The sequence below is a fragment of the Clostridium muellerianum genome (genome assembly GCF_012926525.1).
Classification (GTDB): domain Bacteria; phylum Bacillota; class Clostridia; order Clostridiales; family Clostridiaceae; genus Clostridium_AM; species Clostridium_AM muellerianum.
On sequence record NZ_JABBNI010000017.1, the window covers coordinates 16,100 to 37,349 of the forward strand.

The 21,250-nt window shown below is 30.5% G+C and carries 21 protein-coding genes; 17 read left to right on the forward strand and 4 right to left on the reverse strand.

Features of this window, described 5'->3' with window-relative positions:
* The first annotated feature begins 71 nt into the window (after positions 1-71).
* From HBE96_RS10015 to HBE96_RS10030, 5 genes are all read left to right on the forward strand, one after another.
* Positions 72-488: a nuclear transport factor 2 family protein gene (locus HBE96_RS10015; protein ID WP_169297636.1), complete on the forward strand. Its 417-nt coding sequence runs from the start codon at positions 72-74 to the stop codon at positions 486-488.
* 128 nt (positions 489-616) lie between these two features.
* Positions 617-1,207 carry a GrpB family protein gene (locus HBE96_RS10020; protein WP_169297637.1) on the forward strand — a complete coding sequence of 197 codons (591 nt, stop codon included), beginning with the start codon at positions 617-619 and terminating at the stop codon, positions 1,205-1,207.
* Positions 1,208-1,437: 230 nt separating this feature from the next.
* Positions 1,438-1,758 (forward strand): TfoX/Sxy family protein, encoded by a 321-nt coding sequence (locus HBE96_RS10025; protein ID WP_169297638.1) that lies wholly within the window; start codon positions 1,438-1,440, stop codon positions 1,756-1,758.
* Positions 1,759-1,809: 51 nt separating this feature from the next.
* A complete protein-coding gene (locus HBE96_RS26665; RefSeq protein ID WP_281064340.1) occupies positions 1,810-1,938 on the forward strand; it encodes a hypothetical protein in 129 nt (42 codons plus the stop codon).
* Positions 1,939-2,564: 626 nt separating this feature from the next.
* Positions 2,565-3,038, forward strand: coding sequence for a DUF3888 domain-containing protein (locus HBE96_RS10030; RefSeq protein ID WP_169297639.1), 474 nt, complete (start codon positions 2,565-2,567; stop codon positions 3,036-3,038).
* Positions 3,039-3,127: 89 nt separating this feature from the next.
* Here HBE96_RS10030 and HBE96_RS10035 read toward each other — a convergent pair whose 3' ends face one another.
* Positions 3,128-3,691, reverse strand: coding sequence for a TetR/AcrR family transcriptional regulator (locus tag HBE96_RS10035; protein WP_169297640.1), 564 nt, complete (start codon positions 3,689-3,691; stop codon positions 3,128-3,130).
* Between the two features lie 113 nt (positions 3,692-3,804).
* On the opposite strand from HBE96_RS10035, the gene HBE96_RS10040 reads away from it, so the two are divergent.
* A complete protein-coding gene (locus HBE96_RS10040; protein WP_243186889.1) occupies positions 3,805-4,854 on the forward strand; it encodes a sugar phosphate isomerase/epimerase family protein in 1,050 nt (349 codons plus the stop codon).
* A gap of 110 nt (positions 4,855-4,964) precedes the next feature.
* Here HBE96_RS10040 and HBE96_RS10045 read toward each other — a convergent pair whose 3' ends face one another.
* From HBE96_RS10045 to HBE96_RS10055, 3 genes are all read right to left on the reverse strand, one after another.
* Positions 4,965-5,672, reverse strand: a complete 708-nt coding sequence (locus HBE96_RS10045) for an SMI1/KNR4 family protein (protein WP_169297641.1) — start codon at positions 5,670-5,672, stop codon at positions 4,965-4,967.
* Between the two features lie 14 nt (positions 5,673-5,686).
* A complete protein-coding gene (locus HBE96_RS26955; RefSeq protein ID WP_169297696.1) occupies positions 5,687-6,046 on the reverse strand; it encodes a transposase in 360 nt (119 codons plus the stop codon).
* A gap of 199 nt (positions 6,047-6,245) precedes the next feature.
* Positions 6,246-6,707, reverse strand: a complete 462-nt coding sequence (locus HBE96_RS10055) for an EamA family transporter (RefSeq protein WP_243186891.1) — start codon at positions 6,705-6,707, stop codon at positions 6,246-6,248.
* A 134-nt stretch (positions 6,708-6,841) separates the two neighbouring features.
* Here HBE96_RS10055 and HBE96_RS10060 point away from each other — a divergent pair, with 134 nt between their 5' ends.
* The 11 genes from HBE96_RS10060 to HBE96_RS10115 all read left to right on the forward strand — a co-directional run bounded on the left by HBE96_RS10060 (position 6,842) and on the right by HBE96_RS10115 (position 21,241).
* Positions 6,842-7,756 carry an AraC family transcriptional regulator gene (locus HBE96_RS10060; RefSeq protein ID WP_169297642.1) on the forward strand — a complete coding sequence of 305 codons (915 nt, stop codon included), beginning with the start codon at positions 6,842-6,844 and terminating at the stop codon, positions 7,754-7,756.
* 295 nt (positions 7,757-8,051) lie between these two features.
* Positions 8,052-8,729, forward strand: a complete 678-nt coding sequence (locus tag HBE96_RS10070) for a response regulator transcription factor (protein WP_169297643.1) — start codon at positions 8,052-8,054, stop codon at positions 8,727-8,729.
* Positions 8,730-8,846: 117 nt separating this feature from the next.
* Positions 8,847-9,746 (forward strand): ABC transporter ATP-binding protein, encoded by a 900-nt coding sequence (locus tag HBE96_RS10075; RefSeq protein WP_169297644.1) that lies wholly within the window; start codon positions 8,847-8,849, stop codon positions 9,744-9,746.
* A 51-nt stretch (positions 9,747-9,797) separates the two neighbouring features.
* Positions 9,798-10,556 carry an ABC transporter permease gene (locus tag HBE96_RS10080; protein WP_169297645.1) on the forward strand — a complete coding sequence of 253 codons (759 nt, stop codon included), beginning with the start codon at positions 9,798-9,800 and terminating at the stop codon, positions 10,554-10,556.
* Between the two features lie 102 nt (positions 10,557-10,658).
* Positions 10,659-11,342: an ABC transporter ATP-binding protein gene (locus tag HBE96_RS10085; protein WP_169297646.1), complete on the forward strand. Its 684-nt coding sequence runs from the start codon at positions 10,659-10,661 to the stop codon at positions 11,340-11,342.
* A gap of 5 nt (positions 11,343-11,347) precedes the next feature.
* Entirely contained in the window at positions 11,348-13,972 is a 2,625-nt protein-coding gene (locus HBE96_RS10090) for an ABC transporter permease (protein ID WP_206154887.1), read from the forward strand.
* 48 nt (positions 13,973-14,020) lie between these two features.
* Positions 14,021-14,926 (forward strand): sensor histidine kinase, encoded by a 906-nt coding sequence (locus HBE96_RS10095; protein WP_169297648.1) that lies wholly within the window; start codon positions 14,021-14,023, stop codon positions 14,924-14,926.
* 812 nt (positions 14,927-15,738) lie between these two features.
* A complete protein-coding gene (locus tag HBE96_RS10100; protein WP_169297649.1) occupies positions 15,739-17,772 on the forward strand; it encodes a methyl-accepting chemotaxis protein in 2,034 nt (677 codons plus the stop codon).
* A 352-nt stretch (positions 17,773-18,124) separates the two neighbouring features.
* Complete coding sequence (locus tag HBE96_RS10105; protein ID WP_169297650.1) at positions 18,125-18,619, forward strand: GNAT family N-acetyltransferase; 495 nt, start codon at positions 18,125-18,127, stop codon at positions 18,617-18,619.
* Between the two features lie 201 nt (positions 18,620-18,820).
* On the forward strand, positions 18,821-19,777 hold the full coding sequence (locus HBE96_RS10110) for a serine hydrolase domain-containing protein (RefSeq protein ID WP_169297651.1): 957 nt from the start codon (positions 18,821-18,823) through the stop codon (positions 19,775-19,777).
* An 84-nt stretch (positions 19,778-19,861) separates the two neighbouring features.
* Positions 19,862-21,241, forward strand: coding sequence for a TldD/PmbA family protein (locus HBE96_RS10115; RefSeq protein WP_169297698.1), 1,380 nt, complete (start codon positions 19,862-19,864; stop codon positions 21,239-21,241).
* Positions 21,242-21,250: the final 9 nt, after the last annotated feature.

Genomic DNA, 21,250 nt, shown 5'->3' on the forward strand with positions numbered 1-21,250 from the left:
ATTCCAATTTAAGATTGAGTGTTATAAATAGTACCTTGTACACTAGATATTATAGAAAGGATGATTTGATTATGGTTAAGTATGAGCATACAATTGGATTATGGTTCAATATGTGGTTAGAAGGAAAAGACTTAGGTATCAAAAACATTTTTTCTTCCAACTGTATTTATATTGAAAGTTGGGGACCGAAATATATAGGTGTAGAAGCAGTAAAACATTGGTTTGATGAATGGAATACTCGTGGAAAAGTTCTCACATGGGAGATTAAGCAGTATTTTCATAAAGAAAATCAAACGGTTGTAGAATGGTATTTCAAAAACTCAATGAAGGATGGACGAATAGAAAATTTTGATGGGACATCTATTATTGAATGGGATGATGATGGAAAAATTAAATATTTAAAAGAGTTTGGGTGTAAACTTCCAAATTATAATCCTTATGAAAATGGAGATGTTCCAAAATTGAAAAACATTAAAATGTGGACTTAAACAAATTCGAAATTTAAAAGGGACAGTGACATAATATGGTATAATACTTTTATTGATAAATCGTAACTGTAAACAACTGAAATAAAGATTTATCAACAATACTTTTTATGCTATGGAGGATACAAAAAGTGGCGAAAGAATTATGGGAGATGACATTAGAAGAATTATGGGGACTGTTTCCAATTATACTTAAGGAATATAATACTGCATATCCCAAATGGTATGAAATAGAGAAAGAAAAACTGGTAGAGAACTTTGATGATGGAACTATTGTAAGAATCAGCCATATAGGAAGTACAGCAGTTCCAGGAATCATTTCAAAACCCACTGTAGATATTCTAATGGAGATATCATCTAGAAGTAATATAAGTCTAATAACGGATAAGCTAAAATCAATGAAATGGGGACTGATGAATTTTTCAAAAAAACCGATTTTCAGACAAACATACAGCAAAGGCTATACGAAATATGGTTTTGAAGAAAAAGTATATCACCTCCATGTACGTTATGCTGATAATTGGAGTGAATTATATTTTAGAGATTATTTGATTGAACACCCAGAGGTTGCTAAAGAATATGTAGATTTAAAAATGCAGTTAAAGGAAAAATATGAACATAATAGAGATGCATATACTGATGCAAAAGAAGAATTTATTAGTAAATATTCTGAAATAGCAAAAATACAGTACAAAGAACGATACAAGATAACTCCTGTTTAATTACTATTAGGTGAAGGTTTATGTTCTCAAAAAAAAGAGTCACAACATTCATATTATATGTAGCTGACCAATATTTAGGACAGCTACGTTTGTAACTTAATGTGTCAATTTTTGTGTCAAATAATTTTCAGTCAAAAGAAATTTAATACTTAATGAGGCTGGTTGCACAATTTTTTATAAAGAATAGATAAGAATAAGCTGCAATTTAGGTTGTGAAGAGGAGATAAGAGATGGCTTCTAGTCAAGAATATTTAGATTTTATTATTGGACAATTAGATACACTAGATAATATTTCTTCCAGAAAAATGATGGGGGAATATATTTTATATTTTCGAGAAAAGATTTTTGGAGGAATATATGATGACCGTTTTTTGGTTAAGATAACCAAAGCAAGTAGACAGTTGATGCTAAAGGCAACCGAGGAATTACCTTATGATGGTGCCAAACCAATGCTTTTGGTTGATGATGTTGATAACAAGGAGTTTCTATGTCAACTGATTACAGAGATGTATGGAGAACTTCCTACCCCAAAAGTAAAAAAGAAAAAGTAATTTTCAAATTTCAATTTAAGATTTAATATTATAAATAGTAAATTTGAAAGGATGAATGAAGTGATGGCAGTTTTCGATAGGTATGATAATTATTATGATAGAGCAATGGAGGCTTATTGTTCTAATAAGAAAATAGATCCTAAAGATATTAATGATGAGCAGAACAAGATAAAAGCATAAAAAAGCGGATTAACTTTCCATATGATTAGTTTCTTTAACAGTTTTTTTATGCCATTAAATCCATTATAATAACCAGTAAGAATTATAGACATAATACTTGGCATAAATGAGCCTACTATTCGAAAAGGTCCATTTAACCTGGTTGAAGTAAATGCAATGCTCCAAAATATCCAAGTAGATAGAAAAGTCATAATTAAGTAAACTATTAGTTCATGTCTTTTTAAATTTTTTATTATAATCACTTCATATAAGTATATTTGAAAGATAAAAGGTCATACGCATATAACTTATCCCACAACACTAAATAAGTGTATATTTATATATTATACCACCACTTAAATACCAATATATTGATAAAATATATTATATCATCAATAAACCATTGATTTAAGGCAAAATAAGAGAGTGCAAAAATCAATGGAATTTTGTGCTGAAAAATTATTGTATTAAGGTGACAATGTGTCATTTTGATATTTACAAATAAGAATGATAGTATAATATTTTTATTGATTAAGTTGTAACTGTGATTAAATATGTCGTAGTATTTTAGAATATAATCACAAATTATTTTTTATTTATAATAAATCCACTGATAAGAGAAACTATTGATATAACATTCTTTGGAGGTGGCTTTTTTGAAGAAAATTGTGTTTGGAATAAGTTTTTTCACAGTAATTACATCTTTTACATTTCCATGCTATGCCTATGAAGCAACTATAAAACAACCAAATAAAATTGAATCAGCACAACCAACAGAAAATTCAACGGAAATTATATATAGAGATGTAATTACTTCACTGCTTGTGCCCTATATACAAAAAGAAATAAATAATTATTACAAAGAATATTTAACAGAATCTCCTCAACTCTCTGCATATAGTATTGATATAGTAAGTGCTAAGAGAAAATTTAAAACTGGATATTTAATCGAATTGGAAGTTATAGCACATCCATACGTTGGACCACATAATACTGTTGGAGATGACAGAATGATAATTGAAACGGGAGGACTTGGTTCGGTTGAAATTAAGAAATTTGAGCATATTAAAAGTTATCAATTACCTTGGAATTGGCAGCACATAGTAAAGAAACCATACTAAGTACATTTAATGAGTAATGTTCATGTTATCCGTAGTTATTGCATATCTATAATAATTACGGATTGGTTTACAACTGCGTTATGCGATTATCAACTACCAATTGTTCTTCCAGCAATATATAAAATTAAATTTGCTTCTTCTTCTGGTGACTTCAAGCAATCTGAGAGAATCCATTCTTTAAGAAGTCTTACTGTTCCATACTGAACATACGAAGCAATGGCCTTCTTTACCTCCAAATCCAGGTTTTTTGGTAAGTGTTTAATGACCATATGATCAAACTGCGGTAGTGAGATTGTGATGTGGGTGATTAGGTCATAATTATCTAAATCTAATATAAGTTTTGCAAATTCAAGATTGTCTTTCATATATTGTAGAACCCGAGTTAGACATTCGTGGATATTTTTGCCTGCTGCAATATCATTTATAACAGTAAATGAAGTGCTTTGTATGTACATCTCAGCAATTTCATTTAATACATCATATTGACTTCCATAGTGATTATAGAATGTAGTACGATTAATTCCTGCAATTTGGCATAATTCCCGTATGGATATTTTATTAATATTACGTGTCTTTAACATTTTTAATAAAGCCTCATGAATCAAGCGTTTTGTTAACATAACTCTCTGGTTTACATTATTTTTTTCTGACATAGCTCCTCCATTGAATTCAACATTTTTAAAACATCTGTCGGTTGCAAAATAAACAGATGTTGATATTATTATAACGTAGTAATGAAATAAGTCAATGAAAAGGAGATGTGAAAATGAAAAAAAATATGAAAAAAGTATTAACAGTAATCATTGTGTGCATTATGCTTGTGATAATAATTATTGCTGGTTATGAAATCAAAGAAAATGTCCGAATTAATAAAATTGTGGCCTCACACCAAACAGGGCAAAACGCAAAACAAAATGATGTTGTAAGAAGCAATGATAAGAATAATTCTAAACATATTACCACTGCAGTTCAACAGATTATGATAGGAACAATGTGTAATAATTATGATAATGCTTTACACACATTACTTGATATCAAAAACGCAGGATATGAATCTATCGAATTAAATGATTTTATGATTCACAAGTCTCCTATGATTGTAAAACTAATGACAAAGTTCTCAGGAATGCCTATTGGCAATGGTGGTAAGCTTGATTGGACAAAGCTGATTAAAGAAAGTGGACTAAAGGTCATAAGTTTACACAGTGATCTAGGGAGCATTGAGAATGATCCGAAAGCAGTAGCTGATGAAGCGAAAAAATTTGGGACAAACACTGTAGTTATTACTGGTATGTACAAATTTGATTATAGTAGTTTAGATGATGTGAAAAAGCTTGCCAAACGTTTGGATCAGGCTGGAAAAGCTCTTTCTAAAGAAGGAATACATCTTTTGTACCATAATCATAATTGTGAACTGCAAAAGGTAACCTCTAAAAAAACAGCTTATGACATTTTTATTGAAGAAACAGATCCTGAATATGTAAATTTCGAGTTTGATAGTTACTGGATGACCGATGGTGGTGCTAATGTTCCAGTTTTGATGGAAAAACTGGGTAGCCGAATGAAATTATGGCATATCAATGACCGCGGTTGTACCAAATCAGGTCCTTATATGACACCAATACTGGAAGAAAATGCTACTGAATTAGGACATGGAAATATGGATCTTAATACACTCTCAGCAATTGCTATAAAAAACGGAGTAGAAGGTGTTATATTAGAAACTCATAAAAATTGGGTAGATAACGATCCAATTAAAAGTCTACAGGTTAGTGCAAAATATATGCAGGAGAAGTTTGGTGACAAAGAAAATTAAAATAAAAACTGCTGGCAAAAATGTTTGTCAGCAGTTTGAAGAGTTTTCTGTTATAATGTATTTGCATTATTAAAAAATTTTATCAGATCATATTCTGTACCTAAATTATATTATCCCAGACTACCAGGAGTTATACTATTTAAAATTTCAGTAAGCCATTTTTCATACCATTCCATAAATGTAAGTCCGGTAAAAAAAGGTCTTAATTCAGGTTCTACATTCCAGTCCATGTAAACAATCTGTCCTCGTCCAATTCCATTAATGATGCATAAGTTGCTATATGTACACCCTTTAGAACCAATCAATTTAACTCCACGAAGAACAGTGTCATATACATCATTGTCTTTCGATAACTCTTCCAGCATTTTTGGATCTAGCATTTTGGAATCAACTTCTTCGTCACCCATTGCATAATCCCACATAGCGTCGGTTAGGTCTACATCAATAAAAGCTTTTTTAGACATACAATATTTTTCATTGTCCATTATATCTTCTAATGGAAAAATTCCGTAATCTGGACCTGCTCCGCCATCACCAATCTTTGTTAAGAAGAAACGATATTCTTCTGGTAGTACAATTTGGTGCTCTTTTTCGAAGTTTTTTACTTCCTCTTCGGAAATAATAGGATTTAATTTATATTGATGTTTACGTGAACCAAATGTCTTTCTTTCAACATCATACTCTGATGCCTTATTTAGTAAATCCTTAATATAATCTGCATATTTATCCTCTAAAAGCATGTATATAAATTCCTCTTTTCTAATAAGATTTATATCTATCATAGCATATTTTGAAACTTGTTTAAGTAAACTAATCATAACTTCAAGTGACTTTAAAACAGCCTTTTTTGGAGTTTAGGTCCATTGGTTCTTTTGTCAATTGTTTGATTTTCTGAGCAAAGTCTGTTTTTCTCCTTTTCGGAAAAAAGCAAAGTAAAAGCAAGAGGTAAAAAAGTATTGTCGTCTGACCAACCAAGGGTAAGAAGGCGAAAGCTTTTGACATATTTATGGTCAACATGGTTACGAACTCTTGCAAGAAGTTCAACAGATTTACTTCTGCACCTACTGTATAAAGAATCATCAACTACAAGTATATTAACTCTATATTCTGAAGTAAGTGGTACAATAACATTTTTTATGATTATGGAAGAATAAAGATAATAAAAGAATGTCTTTAGCCGCTTTAAAGATATTGAATTTGATTATTTAGCTCTACGTATTATAATTCACATCCTTATAGGGCTAGAGCAAACTACCCGTTTTACGGGTGGTTCTGATTTTGATTTTTGCATAAAACTGCTCAATTTCAGAAACAAATTATAGAACGAAACTGCCACCGCTTATGCGGTTTAGTTCATTATCAAAAATACGAACTGACTGCAGAGAAGAAACTTACTTTTTACTAATAAAAAATAATCCAACAATACATAATAGTATACCTAAAATTTGATTTATTGATATATGTTCTTTATATAATAAGATGCCAACAAATATTAATAAAATCGCAAGACAGATATTTGTTACCAATGAACAAGTACTAACAGTCCAACCTGATCTATATGCTTGAATATAGCCATATTCTGATCCAATTATTAAGAATCCGAATATAAAGCTTGCCCAATTTATATTTTTAAATTGTGAAAAAATGCCTTTTGATAAATTGTTATTCAAACATACTAAAAGAAATGTAAATATAGCAGCTATAGTATATGTTACACTTAATGATGCAAAAGCGTTTGTTTTTTCTGGAATTGATTTAGCACAAATATTGTAGAAAACATTAGAAAACGTAATAAGTATAATTGGAAAAATAAAATTTAACATCTTGTATTCACTCACTTTCTTTACAATCATTTTGAACAAGTTATAAGTATATTGCAAGCATATTGATTTATATAAATAAATATGTAATAATTTTATTACTATTTTAAATATATAACAATTAATATATTGCCAAAAAATAAAACTATATTAGCGAGATGATAAAAATGAAGATGTCAAAAATAGAAGTAGATGACAACTTACAGGATACAACAAGATATGGTTCTTACGATTTTCCAATAGCAATTTATACAGATAAATTTAATCTTTTTGAAGGTGGCTACATCAAGTGGCATTGGCATAAAGAATTACAATTTTCCTATTGTCTTTATGATAAGGTAACTTTTTACGTTGAAAATCAAAAAATTACCTTAGAAGCTGGGGAAGGAATTATGGTAAATTCAAATGTAATTCATCAACTTAAGCCATGTAATAATAATGGTAATAATGATTGTATGGTGTTGTCTATTGATCTAGACCCAACCTTTATTGGGGGCAATAAGAATTCACTTATTGAAAAGAAATATTTAAATCCTATCCTTGAAAGTAATAATCTAAAATTTATCTGTTTAAAGCCTGATGTTTATTGGCAGAAAAATATATTAAAATATATAAAAAAAGTATCTTACTTGTGGAATGAAAAACCCTATGGATATGAACTGGAAATAAGAAATCATCTAGGCGTTCTCTGGTTAAATATAATTAGAGAAGTGAAAGAAGAGTTTAAAGATTCAATATTAATAGTTTCCCATGATGAAGAACGTGTAAAGTTGGCATTGCAGTATATACACGAACATTATTCAGAGAATATTTCATTAGATGATATTGCAATGACAGCAAATATAAGTAAAAGTGAATGCTGTCGTAGTTTTAAGAGGATTTTGAGAGTAACACCTTTTGAATATTTAATGGAATATAGAGCTTTAAAGGCATCAGAACTGCTTTTAAAAAGTAAAAAATCTATTTCTATCATTGCTTTTGATGTGGGCTTTAATGGAATAAGTTATTTTGGTAAAGTATTTAAAAAGTATATGAATTGTACGCCTTCTGAATATAGAAATAAATATAGTAATTATAGATAATCGCCATAAAGAGCGCCATTTTCACTTCCATAACCACATGTAACACGGTATGAAGGCTTGAAGGAAATAGAGTTACACAAAGATAGTGGATAACTTTAGATTAAAATTATGAACATAATTTATCCGATGACTACCCGCTCTAATACTCACGCTTCCTTAAGCGTACGTTCCGAGCGGCTACGTCCCTGGATAACGATTCCTAAGCATCAGGTGGAATTAAAACTCCATCTGATGCCAAGAACTCTGTTTATGGATGAGACGTTTTCCAATATTCTGTCTAGAAGGAGAGATAAGGATGAAAAAGATATTAGTTGTAGAGGATGATCCTAAAATCAATAAAATGGTACAAACTTTGTTGAGAAAAAATGAATATGAAGCAGTAGCTGCGTTTTCTGGTACAGAAGCGCTTTTATTATTAGAAAAAGAGTCTTTTGATTTAATTTTATTGGACTTAATGCTGCCAGGATTAAGTGGGGAAGAAATTTTAGCGAAGATTAATGAACAGTTTCAAATTCCTATTATATGTGTATCAGCAAAAGATGATTTAAACACTAAACTTGAATTGATTCGACATGGGGCAGATGATTATATAACAAAGCCATTTAACAATGAAGAATTAATTGTACGGATAGGTGCAGTATTAAGAAGAATGAATAAGGGTACAACCATAGATAAAACCAACATATTTCGATTTAAAGATTTGGCTTTAGATAATGAAAATCATATTGTAACTATTAATAATGAGCCTATTGAACTTACTGTAAAAGAGTATAGTATATTAGAATTATTAATTAGTAGTCCTAGAAAAGTATTTACCAAACAGAATATATTTGAGAGTGTTTGGTCTGAAGAATATATTATGGATGAAAGAGTGGTAACAGTACATGTTAGTAATTTGCGTAATAAATTGAAACATGGAGAAGAATACATAAAAACAGTTTGGGGAATAGGATATAAAATGCAAGACAATTAATTTATCAAACTTGATACTTTCTTGATAAATTCTAAATTCTATTTTAATACCTTTCATTTATTATTTAAATATAGCATTAAATAATACTTTATCTTAGAAAGAAGGAGGTAAAAATATATGAGTTTAGTATTACAAACTAATGATTTAACTAAAAAATACGGAAAACAAATAGCTGTAAATAAGGTTAATCTTAATATTGAAAAGGGCGATATTTACGGTTTAATAGGGAAAAACGGTGCAGGCAAAACAACAATTATGAAAATTGCCTGTGGACTTATTTATAAGGATCAGGGGGATATTCAACTGTTTGAAAGTAGCAATTTAGAAAAAGCCAGAAAAAGAATGGGATGTGTTATTGAACAGCCAGCACTTTATCCTAACATGACAGCAAGGGAAAACTTGATTTATTATGATAAGCTGCTTGGTATTACAGACTATGGTAATGCGGATGAGGTTCTAAGCTTAGTTGGTTTACAAAATACAGGAAAAAAGAAAACTAAAGCTTTTTCTCTTGGTATGAAACAGCGTTTATCCATTGCAATTTCCTTATTAGGTAATCCTGATTTTCTTATCCTAGATGAGCCTATTAATGGATTAGATCCCTCTGGTATTAAAGAAGTTAGAGAATTACTATTAAAATTAAATAGTGAAAATGAAATTACTATTTTGATTTCCTCTCATATTTTAGGAGAACTTACTAAGATTGCAACAAAATATGGAGTCATACATAAAGGAGTACTTATTGATGAATTTCAAGCAGTAGAATTGGAAGAACGCTGCAAAAAGTGTCTTACCATTATAGTGAGTAATTCTGAAAAAGCAGCCTACGTTTTAAAAAATAACATTAACAGCTCAGATTTCAAAGTATTTGATGAAGGAAAAATTTGCATTTATGATTATTTGGATATACCAGAACAAATTAATAAAGAATTGGTTGAAAATGGTGTTTTAGTATCAAGGATTTGCTTAGAAGGCAATGATATAGAAGGATATTTTGTAAAGTTGATGGGAGGCTAAACAATTAATAATTGTTTAGGACAGCATAAGGAATACAGGAGGGAATTAATAATGATGAATGTAATTTCTAGTGAATTTTATAAAATATTTAGAAGCAGGATTTTTCATGTTGTTTCAGTTATATTGCTAGCAATGAATGTTATTGCCTTTGTTTCTATATTAATAGAAAGATCAACTTCTCTTTCTACTGGGACAAAACATCGGATGATGGAAACGGCAATTTCTAGTTATCAAGAATCCTATAGTGCAGATTTTATTTTCTATATGATCCTCATATTTGTGGCTTGTATGATTACTGCTGAATACTCTGGTGGAAATATACGACAAATGACTTGTCATGGAATAGCCAGATGGAAATTAGTTTTTGGACAGTATATAGCGATGTCTTCTGCCATTACAATAATTCTATTAGGTTTTGGCATTTTAAATTTATTATCAACTATAATGCTATTTCAACTAGGACAAGTTGATGCAGCTGCATTTATTCGAATGAATATTGGAATGATTTGCATGTTTTGGGGTACTGCAGGAATTGGTGCTTTTTTATCTTATCTATTAAAAAACGAAGGTATTACAATTATAATTTCTATTTTGTTAGTGGCAAGCAGCAGTTTCATAGTAAGCCTGTTTACTTTGATAACAAAAAATGATGCTTTTAAAAGGTACTCCCTTACAAATATGCGTAGTACCATAGTTAATTTAAATTCAAAACCAGAGGATGTTGTGAATTATTCAATTGCATTTTTGTTAATTGGAATAGTTACAATTTTTGCATCTAGTTTACTATTCTCAAAGAGAGATGTAGATTGATTGATAAAAATGAACAAAACTTTGTAAGGTATATTACAAAATGTATTTAGATAAATTAGATGATTTGAGAATTGTGTGCTAAAGGAGAGAGGAGAGAATATTTTGGATATATTAAGAACAGAAAATCTTTCAAAAATCTATGGAACTGAAGATACAAAGGTTATTGCATTAGATAACTTGAATTTGAGAGTAGAAAAAGGCGAATTTGTTTCAATAATTGGACCAAGTGGATCAGGAAAATCTACACTTTTGCATATGTTAGGAAGTGTGGATCGTCCTACAAAGGGGAAAATATATATAGAGGGAACCGATATTTCATCAATGAATGAAACCCAGTCGGCTTTATTTCGTCGACGAAAAATAGGACTAATTTATCAATCTTATAACCTAATTCCTACACTGAATGTGGAAAAGAATATAATGCTGCCTATGCTGTTAGATGGTGTAAAACCTAAACAAGAGGAATTTGATGAGATTGTAGGGATGCTTGGCTTAACAGAAAGGCTTAATCATTTGCCAAACCAGCTTTCTGGGGGGCAGCAGCAAAGAGTTGCTATAGGGCGTTCATTAATTTATAAGCCATCCATTATTTTGGCTGATGAGCCTACTGGTAATCTTGATAGAAAAAACACCAAGGCAACTCTTGACCTGTTGAAACTTTCAAATAAGGAATACAACCAGACAATTGTGATGATTACACATGACGAAGAAATTGCCTTATCAGCGGATAGAGTGATTACAATTGTTGATGGCAAAATAGTATCAGACGAGGTGAGCAAGCAGTGAAAATTATGAATGAATACACGTATCACCAAATAAAAAAGAATAAGCGACATACAATTTCTATATTAGTTGCTATAATAATTGCTTCTGCACTGTTGTGTTCATTATGTATATTTCTATATTCTATATGGGATACAAGGGTAAATTCAACAATTGAAAAATCAGGTTATTGGCAGGGAGAATTATGGGATAACGTATCTGGTGATAAATTAAAATATGTTACAGAAAATCCAGCTGTTGAAGCTACAATGATTAAAGGAAACTGGGTTACTGCTAAACTTTCTAATACAAAACGTCCATATCTATTAATGAGAGATGCAGATAAAAATTTTTGGACCGACATGAATCTGAAAAACAATCTTACAAGAGGCAGCCTTCCTAAAAAAACTGGAGAAATCGTCGTATCAAAATTATTCTTTACAGATAATCCTACCTATAAAATTGGTGACAAATTAACACTTCCCATAGGTAATCGTATGATAGATAATAAAATAATTGAAACTCAAGCTTACAAAAATTCTAGTGAAATCTTTGAGAAAACAGGAACTAAAACTTACACAATAGTTGGAGAATTAGACATTTCTGGAATTTCAGCTTATCCAGGATATATTGCTATGGGGTATTTGAAGCTTTCAGATATTCAGTCAAGCGATAAACTTACGGTTTATATGCGTCTTGTGAATCCTCGTAACATATATAAAGAATTACCCAAAGTGGCAAAGTCTGCTGGATTAGCCAAAGATGAATATGGACAGTATGAAGTTAAGTATAATACCCAGTTATTAAGTTTATATGGAATTAGCGATAAAAGCAATACAAACACTGAATTTGCTATAATTTTCGCTATAGTTGCAATTCTATTTTTATTAGTTATGGGTGCATTTGTTCTCATTATATATAATGCATTCTCTTTATCTGCTAACAGCCGAATTAAGGAATTGAGCATTTTAAAAAGTTTAGGAGCAACTCCAAGACAAATTAAGTATTCTGTGCTTTATGAAGGATTTTTGCTGTGGATTATTCAGCTGCCAATTGGTTTAATGATAGGATATGCATTTAGTTATATTGTATTTTCTAAGGTTAATGGAATTCTTAGTATTACAGAAAATTATAAGAGTATACATGTTTCCTTTTCATGGGCAGTAATTGCTTTTTCTGTAATCATCTCCTTAATTACTGTTTTAATCTCAGCATATATTCCGGCAAGAAAAGTGGCGAAGGTGCCAGCTATTTCTGGAATACGTCAGAATAATCAAAACATAAAAATTAAAAAGCAAAAACGCACTTCAATAATCAATAGAATATTTGGTATAGAAGGTGAACTGGCAGGTGCGCAATTTTCCGCTAATAAGAGAAGCTTACGTACAGCTATCCTATCTCTTTCAATGTGTTTTATATTAATAGCAGGATATATTAGTATTATTTCAATATATAATTTAGCTGATTCTAAGAATAACAAAGCGGTTAGTCATGATGTTAAGCTTAATCTAGATATTGTTGATGAACCAAGCGATAAAATGATTAATGAAATTATCTCACTACCTGAAGTTCAAGATAGTGTGGTTAAAAGGCAGGTACGTACTTCAACCTATGTAACATCAGATGAGGAGTCAAATATTTTTGCTAAATCTGGTGGATTTGCTGGACTAAACTATAAGTATAATGTAATAAAGGAAAATGGAAAGTATAGGATTATAGTAAACTTAGTTGGATTAAGCGATAAATCCTTCAAAAAGTATTGCAAAGAAGTTGGCACTGATGCTGACAAATATTATAAGGAAGGTACAGTAGCAGGTATACTTCTAAATAGCACATATCACAAACCTGATAATTCAAAGGTTGTACAACAAATACCTCTATTAAATATAAAACAAGGAAGTAAAATGCTTTTACATGAAAAAGTAGAAGATGATATGGAAACAAATAATAAATTTGATGTTCAAATAGGACATGTTACAGAAGTTTCTCCTAGCGACCTTGGAGGGAATAGATATAGCTTAGCTTTTATTATTCCTATGAAAAATTATGAGCAGATAGTTAGTGGCTTTTCATCAGATCGTAAGCTTGAGTCTAGCATAATGTCAATTGATTTGCTAGTGGGAGATAAGGTTAGTCCAAAGGTAAAGGAAAAAATAACAAAGATTTGTAATTCCTACTTAGGTTCACAGGACTTTAGAATATGGACTTTAGTGGAAGAGAGGAATCATAAAGAACTGCTTCAGAAAGCTATTACAGTTGGTGTTTATGCTGTTGCATTAATGATTGGCATAATTGGTGTTTTTAATGCATTTTCCACGGTTTCAAATAATATCAGGCTGCGTAGAAAAGAATTTGCTATGCTTCGGTCAGTGGGATTAACACCTAAAGGATTAAATAAAATGTTGATATTAGAAGGTCTGTTCTTTGCATTAAAACCAATTATTATTAGTATTCCAGTGGTGATCATTATTTGTTGTTATATGTTAAGCTTAGCATCAATAATATGGAATGAATTTATGACTGTTTTTCCAGGTGAAGCAATTTCAATTTATGCTATACTAATATTTGTAGCTATATTTTTATCCTATTGGTTTTCTTCAAAATCAGTTAAGAAAAGCAATATTATAGAAGCAATGAAGGACGAAATAGTATAATTGTTATATTTGTTATAGGTACGGATTAAGTAATGCAAAGGAGTTAATATGGAAAGCATTTGGATAGTTACAACTTTTTTATTAATGTTTATGTTTATCATACTTGTTTTTTATCATCTGTATTATCGCAGGAATATTAAGCATATTACAAAACAATTAGAGGAAATTATGAATTTAACAGATACCAATCAGTTATTGACAGTAGTAGCAAAACAAAAGGATATTGCAAACCTTATTAATCAGCTCAATAAGTTAATAGGAGATGTCAGACTGTCCCGTATACGAATTAAAAGGTTAAACAAGAATTTTAGACAGAGCATAACTAATATTTCACATGATTTACGCACTCCGCTTACAACTGCTAGTGGGTACGTTCAAATGCTACAAACAAGTTCTACAGAGGAAGAACACCAAGAGTACTTAGCGATAATATTAGAACGACAAAATATGGTTAAGATGCTGCTGGAACAATTATTTGAGTATGTACGTATTGAATCAGGTGAGATTACTTATGAACATGTGACTATAGATGCAAAAAAAATTTTGGTAGATACACTTGCCATGTACTATGACGATTTTTATAAAAAAGGACAAGAACCAACTGTTCATTTGCCAGAGCAACCCTGCATGATACTAGGAGATGAACAAGGAGTGAAAAGAATATTTTCAAACATTTTATTTAATGCAATTGTACATGGTAAGGGAGAATATTGTTTTGAAATTCAGGAATCAGATGGATATACATTTACTTTTTCCAATCTTAGTGAACCTATGACCAAGGATGATCTAGATTATATCTTTGAACGTTTTTACACAAAGGATAAATCTAGAAATAAAAATACTACAGGATTAGGCTTGGCAATAGCTAAGGAAATTACCAAACGGTTAAATGGAACAATAGAAGCTTTTTATAATAATGGGAAATTCTTAGTGTCTATTTCATTTCCTGGATGATTATGCTAACGCTAAAATAATATCGTTAGAAGATGTACTATCCTTTGAACCTTTATTAGAAGAGGTTTTTAGCAATTTGGGATGTACTTATGAATATTCAGAAACTGAAAATAAATTCGTAGAAGTTAAAGAATAAGGAATTGATATATAGATAAACATCACTGACAATTAACTTGCATCATTGTATATGCTGCGAAACTTCAGTAGGATAAAAACTTTTAATCATTCTAAAGTGTTTCTTTAAGGATGATTAAAAGTTTTATTTATATCAGAAAACACTATTATTACTCATATATTGCGTACATAATAGTGCCTATTATAAAAAGAAAAATATCTAGCAATAATACTATCAAAGAGGTTTTTAATAGCCTTTTATTATTTTTAACAATTCCAACCCAAAGTCCTATTGATGAGGATATACCAATAATTATAAATAATAACATACTTTGTTTTCCCTTCATTAAATAAATTAATTTGTTACTTTATAATAATTTGAGTAAATTTCACATTTTTTAATCATTTAATTTACTTCATAGTTATTAGTGGATTGTAAAAGTGAGTTATCTTCTCTGAGAAGTTATAGTGGTGGTGATTTAGATATCACATTAATTAAGAAATTTTGAATAAACTCATCCTAAATTTTAAAATACTAATTGTTCAATTCCCTAAATTTTCCAATGTAAGTTGATTGTTAGAAATAGCATATCAAATTTGTATAATGGCATATAGATTCCAAAAAATACATTTCAATATTTTTTGGAAAAGTAACGATTATACAAGTATATATTTTAATAAAGGAGAGGGGGCATTTTATGTCAATAAAGAAAAAAATCCCATTACTGATAGCATCGATTATAGTAATATTAATGGTAACGACAACTTTATTTATGAGCAATCGCTCAAGCAGTATAATAACTAGTAAGACGGATATGGAAATGCAGCAAATATCTAATAGGTTGGTTGAAACTATAAGTACAATGGTTGAAAAAGAGCAAATGGCAGTTAGGATTTTTTCAGAAAAAAATGTAGTTATAAATTTGCTTAAATCAGCAAAAGAGTCTGAAAGTAGCGATACATTTATTAAACAGAATCAAGATATGGAAGTTACACTAGAAGCTTATGCAAAGGAGGCAAAAAATCTTGATCAAATTTTTATAGTAGATACAAAGGGAACTATAATATCAAGCAGTCTTAAAGATTCTATAGGCAAAAGTTTAACTGATAGATCTTACAATAAACCAACCTTAGAAGGTAAAGCATCTATAAGTGAAATGGTTTTATGTAAAACTACTAATATTCCTATAATAGTTTTTACAAATCCTATAAAAAGCGGTAATGAAGTTATAGGGTATGTAGGTACAACAGTTATTGGAAGTAGCTTTTCAAAATATTTAAATAATGCAAAAATAAGCAACTGCCCATCAAGTTATGTTTTTCTAGTTGATTATAAAGGAAATTTAATTTACCATCCTACTAAAGAAAAAATAGGTAAAGCTGCAGATGTTACTGAGATAAAAAGTATAGCTAATAAATTAGATAGTGGCGAAAATGTAAAGGGAGATATACTTAAGTATACTTATAATAATGAGAAAAAAATAGCAGCATATTCGATAGTTCCTGAAACAAACTGGGTTTTAGTAACTACTGGTGATGCAGTCGAAGTTACTAAAGATGTAAGAAATATGACATACTTAATAATAATTATAGCAAGTATATTATCATTAATAGCTATGGGAGTAGGATATTTATTTTCACTAAAAATTACAAAACCTATTGTAGAAATAACTGAACTTGTAAATAGAACCTGTGATTTGGATTTGAAAGATGATAAAGATTATGAGGGATTGTATAAATATAATGATGAAGTAGGAGAAATTTTTAAGGCAGTTGGCAGTATGAGAAAAATTCTAAGAGAAATGGTTGAAAGCTTAAGTTCAGCTTCACAAACTATAAATTCAAATGCAGCGTTAGTTGAAAGTTTAACTGTTGAATTAAAAGGTTATGCTGAGCAAACAGCATCTGAAAGCCAAAATCTTTCAGCAGGTATGGAACAAAATGCGGCTACAGTAGAAGAAGTTTCAGCTTCTTCTGACGAAATGGGGAATGCAGTAAATTCTATGGCTGAAAAAGCTACAGATGGTTTAAGTAATGCTAATGCTATTGCTGAAAGAGCAGAAAAACTTAAAAGTTCGGCAGTTGAATCTAGCACAAAAGCTAATTCAATATATACTTCAGTAAAAACTGATTTAGAAAAGGCTATTGAAAATTCTAAATCTATTGAAAAAATAAATGAGTTGTCCTCATCTATACTTAGTATTACAGAACAAACAAATTTGCTTGCGCTTAATGCAGCTATAGAAGCAGCTAGAGCTGGAGAAGCTGGAAAAGGTTTTGCTGTAGTGGCTAATGAAGTTGGCAAATTAGCAGAAGAATCAGCAGTAACAGCTGGTAATATTCAAAATATAGTTAATCAAGTAGTAGGTTCTGTAAGAGATTTATCAGATAACTCAACTAAACTGCTTAAATTTATTAATCAAACTGTATTAACGGATTATAATAAATTAATGGATACAGGTGAAAAATACAATGAGGATGCTGATTTAGTTAATAATTTTATGCTTGATTTTAGTGCTTTAGCTGAAGAATTAAGTTCATCTATATCTGACATAGCTAATGCTATAGGTGAAGTAGCAAACACTGTAAGTGATGGAGCTAGAGGTGTAACTGAAATAGCTAATAAAGCATCTAATATAAATGAAAAATTAGAAAGTATAAAATCCACTACTGAAATTAATAAACATAGTGCGGAGGAATTACAACAAATTATATCTAAATTCAAACTATAACATAATTAAGTGTAGTTAACATAACACCACTTAGATGAATAAGCGACTATCACCAAATCAGAGATTTGATGATAGTCGCTTAAACTTTTTTACTAAGACTATTAGAAAAATATTTAAATCTACTTTCAGCTTTGGTATTACATTTCTCTGCATAAGTTAAATTTCTAGTGTTGTTATTTTTTTGAATATGCCTTATATAATAAAGCTTGTATAAAACCTATTTTTTATATAGGTGATAATAGAATGTTAATTACATAAAACATGTGCTATAATTTCTATATATTAACATATAATTGTAAAAAATAACAGAACACCATTGTTTTAAAAATATGTTTTGGGGATGATAAATAAAATGATTAAGCAAGGGAGTATTTGTATAAGAACTATTGAAGAATGTGATTTGAAAGTAATATATGAATTAAATTCACAAAAAAAACGAGGGAATTATCAGGAATTTCAATTTGAGTCATTTCGTAAACTACAAATGCAATATGAAAAAGATGGCTTTTGCTCTTCTGAATTCCAAATGCTGAATGTAGAAGGAGGAGAAAAATCAATTGGTTTGGTGTATCTTAGCTTTTATAGGCAAGGGATTGCACGAATTGGTTTAGTTCTAAATCCTGATAGCTGTAATAAAGGAAATGGAAAAGTTGTACTCGATTTAATAGTAAAATATATATTTGATAATTATCCAATAGTAAGGATAGAAGCAGACACTGATGTAGAAAATATTATTGCACAAAAAGTACTTGAAAAGTTTGGCTTTTTAAAAGAGGGTACATTAAGAAAGTACCGTTATCATCATGGTACATATCATGATTCATATATGTATAGCATTATAAAATAAATATGTGGCCAAATTACTTAAAAGATAATTAATAAAGATTATGTCATACCCTAGAATATGGAAGTAAACTAACTTGCCCAAATATAATAAACAATTTATAAAAACACTGAGTTATTGGAATTTTACAGTATTTTTATGGCGTAACAAAAAAATTTCTATATCTTAATAAACAATTGTAATTAGTTAAGGGAGGTTTAGAAAATGAAATGTGGTGATTGGAATGTATCAACATTGAAAAAAGAGGGTATGAGTGAAAGTCGAATCAATGAGCTAATAGATTTTATTAAAAAAGAAAACAAGACTATACATAGTATAGTTGTTATAAAAAGTGGTAATATAGTTAAAGATATAAGTTTTAATGGATATTCAAGTGAAGATAGGCACGCCATTTACTCATGTTCTAAAAGCATAACTTCTGCACTAATTGGAAAATCAATTCAACAAGGTTTTATTAAAGATGTCAGTCAAAAGGTATTAGACTTTTTTCCAGAGATAACACTTAGAGAAGAAAATAGAAGATTAGAAAATATGTCTATAGAAGATCTTTTAATTATGGCCACTGGTTTAGAATGGAATGATATGAAGAATTATAATGAAATGTGGGACAGTGATAATTGGGTGGAATACTTCTTTAGCCGGCCTGTGCAGTGTCTTCCAGGAACTAAATTTACTTATTGTAGTGGGGTAGCACATATACTTCAATTTATAATAGAAAAGGTCACAGGTGAAGAAGTGTTTTCCTATGCCAAAAGGGTATTATTTGAACCATTAGGTATATCAAATGTTTTGTGGGACAAAGAAAGTAATGGAATGTTAGGCAGTATAGAAATGACTCCATTGGATATGGCAAAGGTTGGCTATATGTACTTAAATAAAGGAATATGGAAAGGTGAAAAAATTATTCCTGAACATTGGGTTACTATTTCCACGTCCAAACATATAGATACCCCAAACAACTTGAACGAAATAACAAACTTTGGAGCAGGATATGGATATTTGTGGTGGAATAACTATTTTGGAGGATATCATGCAAATGGATTTGGAGGACAATATATGTTTGTAGTACCCGAATCAGATATAGTAGTTGTTTTTACAGGAGAAGTCTTTGGACAAGACTTTTTTATGCCACAATTAGCAATGGAGAAGTATATTATTTAACTTGCTAAAGAGCGAAAAAATGGAAGGAATTTCAAATTAAATATAGAATATTAATCTTAGAAGTAGGAAGGGGTTGGTAATATGATGATTTCAAAAGATATACTTCAGGAAGTATTATCAAAAGCATTACGCAGTGGCGGTGATTTTGCTGAAATATTTGCAGAGGATACCATAAAAAATAACATAAACATGACTAGTGGTAAAATTGAAAATGCTGTATCCGGCAGAGATTTTGGTGTTGGGGTAAGGATATTTAAAGGACTAAGATGCGTATATGCATATACTAACGATAAAAGTAGAGAAGGTTTGCTGGAAACTGCTTACAGGGCAGCAAGTGCTTTAGGAGAAGGTAATGAGGAAAAAGACATTAACCTTATGGAAAGAATAAATTCAAATATTCATCCAATAATGTATGTGCCTTCTTCAGTAGGAAATGCGAAAAAGGTAAATGTAATGAAGCAAGCTTATGGAGCTGCTAAGGATTACAGCAGTGAAATTGCTCAGGTAGGTGTTTATTATGGCGATGTAGATCAAAAAATACTCATTGCAAATAGTGAAGGACTTTTAACAGAGGACAGAAGAATAAGAACAAGATTATTCATACAGTCTATTGCCAGTAACGGAAAGGAAAATCAGGTGAGCATGGAGGGACCAGGAAGAAGAATGGGCTTTGAAATGTTTGAAATTATAGATCCTGTTTTTTATGCTAGGAAAGCAAGTGAAACTGCTGTAACTATGCTTCATGCTGATTTTTGTCCTGCTGGAAAAATGACCGTTGCAATTGACAATGCCTTCGGTGGTGTAATATTCCATGAAGCCTGCGGACATTCTTTAGAGGCAAGCTCTGTGGCTAAAGGAAATTCTGTTTTTGCAGGAAAACTGGGGCAGAAGATAGCATCAGAAAAGGTAACAGCAATAGATGACGGAACTATGCCAAATCTCTGGGGGTCATTGAATATTGATGATGAAGGAATGCCAACAAGAAAAAAGGTTCTTATTGAAAAAGGTATATTAAAAGGATACATGGTAGACAAACTTAATGGAAGAAGAATGAACATGGAGCCGACAGGAAGCAGTAGAAGAGAATCCTATAGATATGCGCCTACTTCAAGAATGACTAATACCTTTATTGCAGCAGGTGAGGACTCAAATGAGTCTATTATTGCGTCTATAGACAATGGACTCTATGCTAAAAAGATGGGTGGAGGTTCTGTAAATCCTGTTAATGGGGAATTTAACTTTGCAGTAAATGAAGGTTATCTTGTAAAGAATGGTAAAATTGATAAACCAGTTAGAGGAGCTACTTTGATAGGTAAAGGTGACGAAATCCTCATGAACATAGATATGGTAGGAAAAGATATGCAGCAGGGTCAAGGAATGTGTGGTGCTGCTAGTGGAAGTATTCCTACTAATGTTGGACAGCCTATGATAAGGGTTTCTGAAATAACTGTTGGTGGAAGGTAAGAAAGGGGG

Bases quoted from the DNA above. Each gene is read 5' to 3' on its own strand.
- HBE96_RS10035 (WP_169297640.1), bottom strand. From the start codon at position 3,691: ATGTCAGAAAAAAATAATGTAAACCAGAGAGTTATGTTAACAAAACGC.
- HBE96_RS10090 (WP_206154887.1), top strand. From the start codon at position 11,348: ATGAATGAATACACGTATCACCAAATAAAAAAGAATAAGCGACATACA.
- HBE96_RS10095 (WP_169297648.1), top strand. From the start codon at position 14,021: ATGGAAAGCATTTGGATAGTTACAACTTTTTTATTAATGTTTATGTTT.
- HBE96_RS10015 (WP_169297636.1), top strand. From the start codon at position 72: ATGGTTAAGTATGAGCATACAATTGGATTATGGTTCAATATGTGGTTA.
- HBE96_RS10045 (WP_169297641.1), bottom strand. From the start codon at position 5,672: ATGATTAGTTTACTTAAACAAGTTTCAAAATATGCTATGATAGATATA.
- HBE96_RS26665 (WP_281064340.1), top strand. From the start codon at position 1,810: ATGAATGAAGTGATGGCAGTTTTCGATAGGTATGATAATTATTATGAT.
- HBE96_RS10110 (WP_169297651.1), top strand. From the start codon at position 18,821: ATGAAATGTGGTGATTGGAATGTATCAACATTGAAAAAAGAGGGTATG.
- HBE96_RS10070 (WP_169297643.1), top strand. From the start codon at position 8,052: ATGAAAAAGATATTAGTTGTAGAGGATGATCCTAAAATCAATAAAATG.
- HBE96_RS10115 (WP_169297698.1), top strand. From the start codon at position 19,862: ATGATTTCAAAAGATATACTTCAGGAAGTATTATCAAAAGCATTACGC.
- HBE96_RS10055 (WP_243186891.1), bottom strand. From the start codon at position 6,707: ATGATTGTAAAGAAAGTGAGTGAATACAAGATGTTAAATTTTATTTTT.
- HBE96_RS10080 (WP_169297645.1), top strand. From the start codon at position 9,798: ATGATGAATGTAATTTCTAGTGAATTTTATAAAATATTTAGAAGCAGG.
- HBE96_RS10025 (WP_169297638.1), top strand. From the start codon at position 1,438: ATGGCTTCTAGTCAAGAATATTTAGATTTTATTATTGGACAATTAGAT.
- HBE96_RS10040 (WP_243186889.1), top strand. From the start codon at position 3,805: ATGAAAAAAAATATGAAAAAAGTATTAACAGTAATCATTGTGTGCATT.
- HBE96_RS10075 (WP_169297644.1), top strand. From the start codon at position 8,847: ATGAGTTTAGTATTACAAACTAATGATTTAACTAAAAAATACGGAAAA.
- HBE96_RS10100 (WP_169297649.1), top strand. From the start codon at position 15,739: ATGTCAATAAAGAAAAAAATCCCATTACTGATAGCATCGATTATAGTA.
- HBE96_RS10060 (WP_169297642.1), top strand. From the start codon at position 6,842: ATGAAGATGTCAAAAATAGAAGTAGATGACAACTTACAGGATACAACA.
- HBE96_RS10105 (WP_169297650.1), top strand. From the start codon at position 18,125: ATGATTAAGCAAGGGAGTATTTGTATAAGAACTATTGAAGAATGTGAT.